Here is a 5823-nt window from a genome sequence, read left to right as displayed (position 1 = left end):
GGGGTAACAACAGCGTAGCTGTCATTACCCGCAATAAACAGTAAATATATGTAAAATTGAGAAATGGCTTAAAGTTTTAACTTTAAGCCATTTCTGTTTTTCTATAGGGCTTGTTACTTAACTAACGAATATAAGAAATTCTTTCCCTTTCTAATGCATCCTTAAGCCATCTTGGATGCATGTTTAGGAGATTTTCTGGTAAATGATTAAAGTCGAAATAATCCGCATCTAATGTCTCTTCGCTTTTTCTATTTAGAGTTCCACCTATAACTTCACATTCAAAACATGTTGTAATAAAGTGACTTACATTACCGTTTGGATATGAAAAAACCTGAGAAACAGGATCAGAATAAACTCCGATTAACCTATTAACTTTGACTCTCAAACCGGTTTCTTCCCTAATTTCTCTGATGATTGCTTCCTCTACAGTTTCTCCTGGCTCAACATGGCCCGATGGAATTCCCCATAATCCGTTATCTGCACGTTTCATTAGAAGAACTCGCTGTTTTTTATCAAAAATAATGCCTGCAACTCCTGCTTCGATATTATCTGGCCAAGAAAAGGAAGGGGAAATCCACTTTTTTATGTTTATATTACTGTCAAATAAACTCTTTAAATTTGGTATCGTAGCATCTGGATTGCGGAAATCTCTTGCTGACGGGAACTTTTTAACATTTTGCTCTGATACCAAAATGGCCGGTATTCCTGCCTGATGTGCGCCCAAAATATCAGTATATGGATTATCACCCACCATTACTGCTCTGGAGGATGGAATAAAATCTTCAAGTGCCTTTTTAAACATATAAGGGTAAGGTTTTCCGACAATGATAGGTCTTTTCTCTGTTGAAACCCGTATCGCTTCCACCATTGCCCCAACAGCAGGTAAAGGACCTTCAGGGGTTGGAAACGTTCTGTCTGCATTTGTGGCAACAAATTTTGATCCTTTATGAATAAATTTTGCTGCTTTCTGGATATCATGAAAAGACGCATTATCGTCCCACCCAACAACAACGGCTTCTACATTGGTTTGATCTTTTATATTGATACCAACTTGTTGACATTCCCATTTTAAATTTTCATCACTTAAAACAAATGCAGTTCTGACTTTTTCATGGTGTAAATATTGTGCGGTCAACCAACCAGACGTAATTACTTCTTCGCTGCTTGCTTCTATACCTAGCTTACTTAACCGTTTTGCTGTTTTTTCCCGTGTTGTACATGGATCATTAGTTAAAAATCTAATCTCTTTCTTTTCTTTTCGAAGACGCCTAAGTGATTCTACTGCCTCAGGAAGTGGTTCTGATCCTATATAAATTACTCCATCTAAGTCAAATAAAAATACATCAAATTCATCAGCTATCATAATATTCTCTCCTTGGAACAGTTCTGAAACCTTCCATTACTTATTTGACTACTTATTTGACGGATCGATAAAGAACGAAGGGAGGGTAATCCCATTCCTGTGTCCATTGGCTAAATTTATGTTCTTGTTCAATCCTTTTTAATTCCTCATAAGGAATATCCCGTAAAGTTGGTTCTAGTTGTTCGATATCTCGGAAACCTATCTCTTTCAGAACTTCCTGATACATTGATTTTGGCCAGTGAAAGTCATGTAATATAAGATCCTCTTGGTTCTCTATATGTAACCATTCTTGTCGTGCTTCTCCACTTATATATTTTTTTCCTGGTATACCATTTCGAAACGTAGAAAACTCGATACCTGTTGAATCAGGATTTGTATCTAAAATAACAAATGGTGAATCAGGTTTTAGTACTCGATAAATCTCTTTCATAATTCGCCGAATCCTATCTTTATTTTCCGTATTAATAAATACATAACAGGTCATGGCTCCGTCAACTGAATTATTCTCAAGAAAAGACAACTGGTCATTTTCAATCAAATATTTTTATTTTGTTGTAAAAGTGTTCCATATAAACGTAACACAAATTCGTTGAATAGTCTATAAGTTCCGATTACTATTTTGGGTTAGGAACTTATAGAAAATTTAATAGATTATTGTTTGATATAGTTGATTTATAATATACTTTATTTTAAATAAAGTTCCGGCACTCACCATTATAGGAACTTTTTTGAGGGGAGAATATGTTTTGAAAAGGAACTGGGAGTTAGAAGAATTAATAGAACACTTTACATTGACGCCCGATGAAATGAAGCTTATTCAAACAAAGAGAGGTGATTCAAAACTTGGCTTTGCCGTTTTGTTTAAATTTTTTCAATACGAAGCAAGATTTCCGTATTATAAAAATGAATTACCAAGATCTTTTATAGAGTTTTTAGCAAAGCAATTATTTTTGAACCCAAGTGCTTTTAGTAATTATGATTGGACAGGCAGAACGATTACTTATCATCGTTCAGAAATACGTAATTATTTTGGCTTTCGGGAAATTACACAACAAGACATTGAAGAAATGATTAATTGGCTTTGTCAATTTGTTCTATACCATAATCATGAAATGAATTATGTAGAGGAGCAAGTATATCAAAGATTTCGCGATCTTAGAATCGAACCACCGACTCCCGATCGGATAGAACGCCTTATTCATTCCGCCATTAACACCTATGAAAAACGTTTTTTTGATGCTATATATAAAAGTTTACCAAAACAAACACTAACAAAGCTTGATTCATTGATTGAAAGAATTGAAGATATTGAAGATACTATAGAGGAGACATCAGTATCTAAAAAAAGCATCTCTTTTCATGAATTAAAATCAGATCCAGGACGAGTTGGGTTAGATACCGTATTTAAGGAACTAGAAAAATTGAATACCATCCGTCAACTCAACTTACCTCAAGATTTATTTAAAGATGTTCCTCCAAAAATTATTAAAAAATATCGGCTACGAGCTGCCACAGAGGATATTCGCTCATTAAGACGACACCCCGAACCAATTCGCTACACCTTATTATCCTCATTCTTTTGGCTTCGGAGCTTAGAAATCACGGATAACCTCATTGAACTGCTGATCCAAATCATTCATCGAATTAATGTACGTGCCGAGCGAAAGGTTGAAAAAGAAATACTAAATGATTTACGGAAAGTCAATAACAAATATGGCATTTTATTCAATCTTGCTCAAGCAGCAGTTGATAATCCAGAAGGAATAATTCGCGAAGTTCTTTATCCTATAGTTAATGAGCAAACCTTAAAAGACTTAGTAAAGGAATTCAAACATACTGGACCGGCCTATCGTGAGAAAATTCATACGGTTATTCGGGCTTCCTATGGTAATCATTATCGCAGGATGGTTCCTGAAATTTTAAATATTCTTGATTTTCGTTCTAATAACGAGGTTCACCGTCCAGTGATTGAGGCGCTTGGATTGATTAAAAAGTACGCTGAAACTGGCTTTCATTACTTTCCAATAACAGAAAATGTTCCAATCAACGGAGTTATTCGTTCTGTTAATAAAGAAATTGTAGTTGAAAAAGACGACAAAGGCCAGGAACGAATAAACCGAATAAATTATGAAATCAGTGCTTTACAAGCATTACGGGACAAGCTTCGATGCAAGGAAATTTGGGTAGTGGGTTCTGATCGATATCGAAATCCAGATGAGGATTTGCCACAAGATTTTGAAGAGCGAAGAGAAGAAAATTACAAAGCTTTAAACCAGCCACTTGATGCAGAAGCATTTATTTTGAGTATTAAACAGAAGATGATCAAATCCTTAGAAAAACTAAATGAGAGAATTCCTAAAAATTCTCAAGTCCGAATTACAACAAAAGGAAATGGTTGGATATCAATATCACCATATGAACCACTACCAGAACCAATAAACCTATCACGCTTAAAAGCTGAAATTATGAAGCGTTGGCCAATGACAAACTTACTGGATATTTTGAAAGAAGCTGATCTTAGAATCAATTTTACAGATCATTTTAAAACAGTTGGTAATAGAGAAATTCTCGATAGGGCAACCATTCAAAAAAGATTGATCCTTACATTATATGGTCTAGGAACAAATGCTGGTCTTAAACGGGTTTCAGCAGGAGAACACGGAGAAAAATATAACGATCTATTATATATTCGAAAAAAGTTTATACAAAAGGATAATTTACGTAATGCAATTGCAGAGGTCGTAAATGCTATTTTTCGTTGTAAAATCAAAGAAATATGGGGAGAAGGAACAACTGCCTGTGCATCAGATTCTAAGAAGTTTGGAGCGTGGGATCAAAATTTGATGACCGAATGGCATATACGATACCGTGGCCGTGGTGTTATGATTTATTGGCATGTTGCAAAAAATTCAACCTGTATTTACTCCCAGTTGAAGTCCTGTTCATCATCCGAGGTTGCATCGATGATTGAAGGATTACTTCGTCATTGTACTGATATGAATCTTCAAAAAAACTATGTCGATACCCATGGTCAAAGTGAAGTTGCTTTTGCATTTTGCCACCTTCTTGGATTTCAATTAATGCCAAGATTAAAGTCTATCCATAGTCAAAAATTGTACCGACCGGATGTAGGTATGACAGATACCTATCCCAATTTACAACCGGTAATGACTAGGCCAATTAACTGGGAATTAATCCGGCAGCAATATGATCAAATGGTCAAATATGCTACTGCATTACGCTTGGGAACGGCAGAAACTGAGGCGATTTTAAAGCGTTTTACTCGAAATAATTTAAAGCACCCGACATATCAGGCACTTGCAGAACTAGGCAAAGCCATTAAAACCATTTTTCTATGTGAATACCTCGATTCCGAAGAAATTAGAAGGGAAATTCACGAAGGGCTAAATGTTGTTGAAAATTGGAACTCTGCAAACAGTTTTATCTTTTATGGAAAAGGTGGAGAAATAGCAACAAATCGGTTAGAGGATCAAGAAATAGCCGTTTTATCTTTACATTTACTTCAAAACTGTTTAGTGTATATTAATACTTTAATGATACAAAATATTTTATCTGAAAATGCATGGTTTGATAGGATGACACCTGAAGATCTTCGGGCTTTAACTCCATTAATTTACACCCATGTAAATCCTTATGGAATCTTTAAATTGGATATGTCTGAACGATTGAAAATAGAGGTGGATTCTGCATGAATTTAAAAAGAACATCAGCAAAAAAGAAGGCTAAGGAACTTGCTAAATATCTACGAAGTGAGCGTCCAGACTATGATTATTTAAAAAAGGTATTTCAACATCTACGTGAGGAATTAGAAGTAGAGATACCAAAAAAATCAGAAAAGCTTCCCTATATACCAACTGAAGAAGAACTTAGACGTTATTATGAAGTTGTTTGGAAAGCAAAAAATTTCCAAGACATGATGATTATTAGAACCCTTCTTTATACCGGAGTTAGGGTTAGTGAACTAATAAATATAAAGCTTACAGATATAGACTTTGACCGATGCCAGATTAGAATTAATCAAGGAAAAGGGAAAAAGGATAGAATTGTCCCTTTTCCTGATTCTTTTAAAGAATTATTGGCAATGCACTGCATTAATATGAAAAATAAACATGCTATTTATTTATTTGAGTCTTCATGGAATAAGAAGTACACAGATAGAGGAATCAGAAAAATTTTATCAAAGTACTCAGAGGCAGCTGGATTGACTCAAAATATTTCTCCTCATATGCTAAGACATTTCCTTTTAACCTGGTTAAAAAAACAAGGTATAGATGATGCATTAATTCAACCCTATTCAGGACATAAGAGTAGAAAGTCCTTAGAGGTATACTCGAGATTAGCTATTGAAGAAGCCCAAAATCATTATAATGACGCCATTAAGAATTTCCCAATTTAATACAGTTTATTGCGGGTAATGACAGCTACGCTGTTGCTACCCC

4 protein-coding genes are annotated in these 5823 nt (G+C 34.9%); 2 read left to right on the top strand and 2 right to left on the bottom strand.

Annotated features, from left to right (window positions below; genetic code table 11):
• Positions 1–121 precede the first annotated feature (121 nt).
• Both QY97_RS18445 and QY97_RS18440 read right to left on the bottom strand, forming a co-directional pair.
• On the bottom strand, positions 122–1363 hold the full coding sequence (locus QY97_RS18445) for an HAD-IIA family hydrolase (RefSeq protein WP_039229899.1): 1242 nt from the start codon (positions 1361–1363) through the stop codon (positions 122–124).
• Positions 1364–1415: 52 nt separating this feature from the next.
• Entirely contained in the window at positions 1416–1793 is a 378-nt protein-coding gene (locus tag QY97_RS18440; RefSeq protein ID WP_198402952.1) for a hypothetical protein, read from the bottom strand.
• A gap of 316 nt (positions 1794–2109) precedes the next feature.
• Between QY97_RS18440 and QY97_RS18435 the strand changes: the two genes are divergently transcribed.
• Positions 2110–5076, top strand: coding sequence for a Tn3 family transposase (locus tag QY97_RS18435; protein ID WP_039229895.1), 2967 nt, complete (start codon positions 2110–2112; stop codon positions 5074–5076).
• A complete protein-coding gene (locus QY97_RS18430) occupies positions 5073–5780 on the top strand; it encodes a tyrosine-type recombinase/integrase (protein ID WP_039229893.1) in 708 nt (235 codons plus the stop codon). The genes QY97_RS18435 and QY97_RS18430 overlap by 4 nt, the downstream gene beginning before the upstream one ends.
• The last annotated feature ends 43 nt before the right edge of the window (positions 5781–5823 follow it).

The sequence above is a fragment of the Bacillus thermotolerans genome (assembly GCF_000812025.2).
Classification (GTDB): domain Bacteria; phylum Bacillota; class Bacilli; order Bacillales; family Domibacillaceae; genus Quasibacillus; species Quasibacillus thermotolerans.
The sequence above is the reverse complement of the archived record's forward strand: the minus strand, read 5'-3'. Positions and strand labels throughout refer to the sequence as shown.

Excerpts from the sequence above, each read along its gene's own strand:
- QY97_RS18445 (WP_039229899.1), bottom strand. The coding sequence starts at position 1,363 with ATGATAGCTGATGAATTTGATGTATTTTTATTTGACTTAGATGGAGTA.
- QY97_RS18440 (WP_198402952.1), bottom strand. The coding sequence starts at position 1,793 with ATGAAAGAGATTTATCGAGTACTAAAACCTGATTCACCATTTGTTATT.
- QY97_RS18430 (WP_039229893.1), top strand. The coding sequence starts at position 5,073 with ATGAATTTAAAAAGAACATCAGCAAAAAAGAAGGCTAAGGAACTTGCT.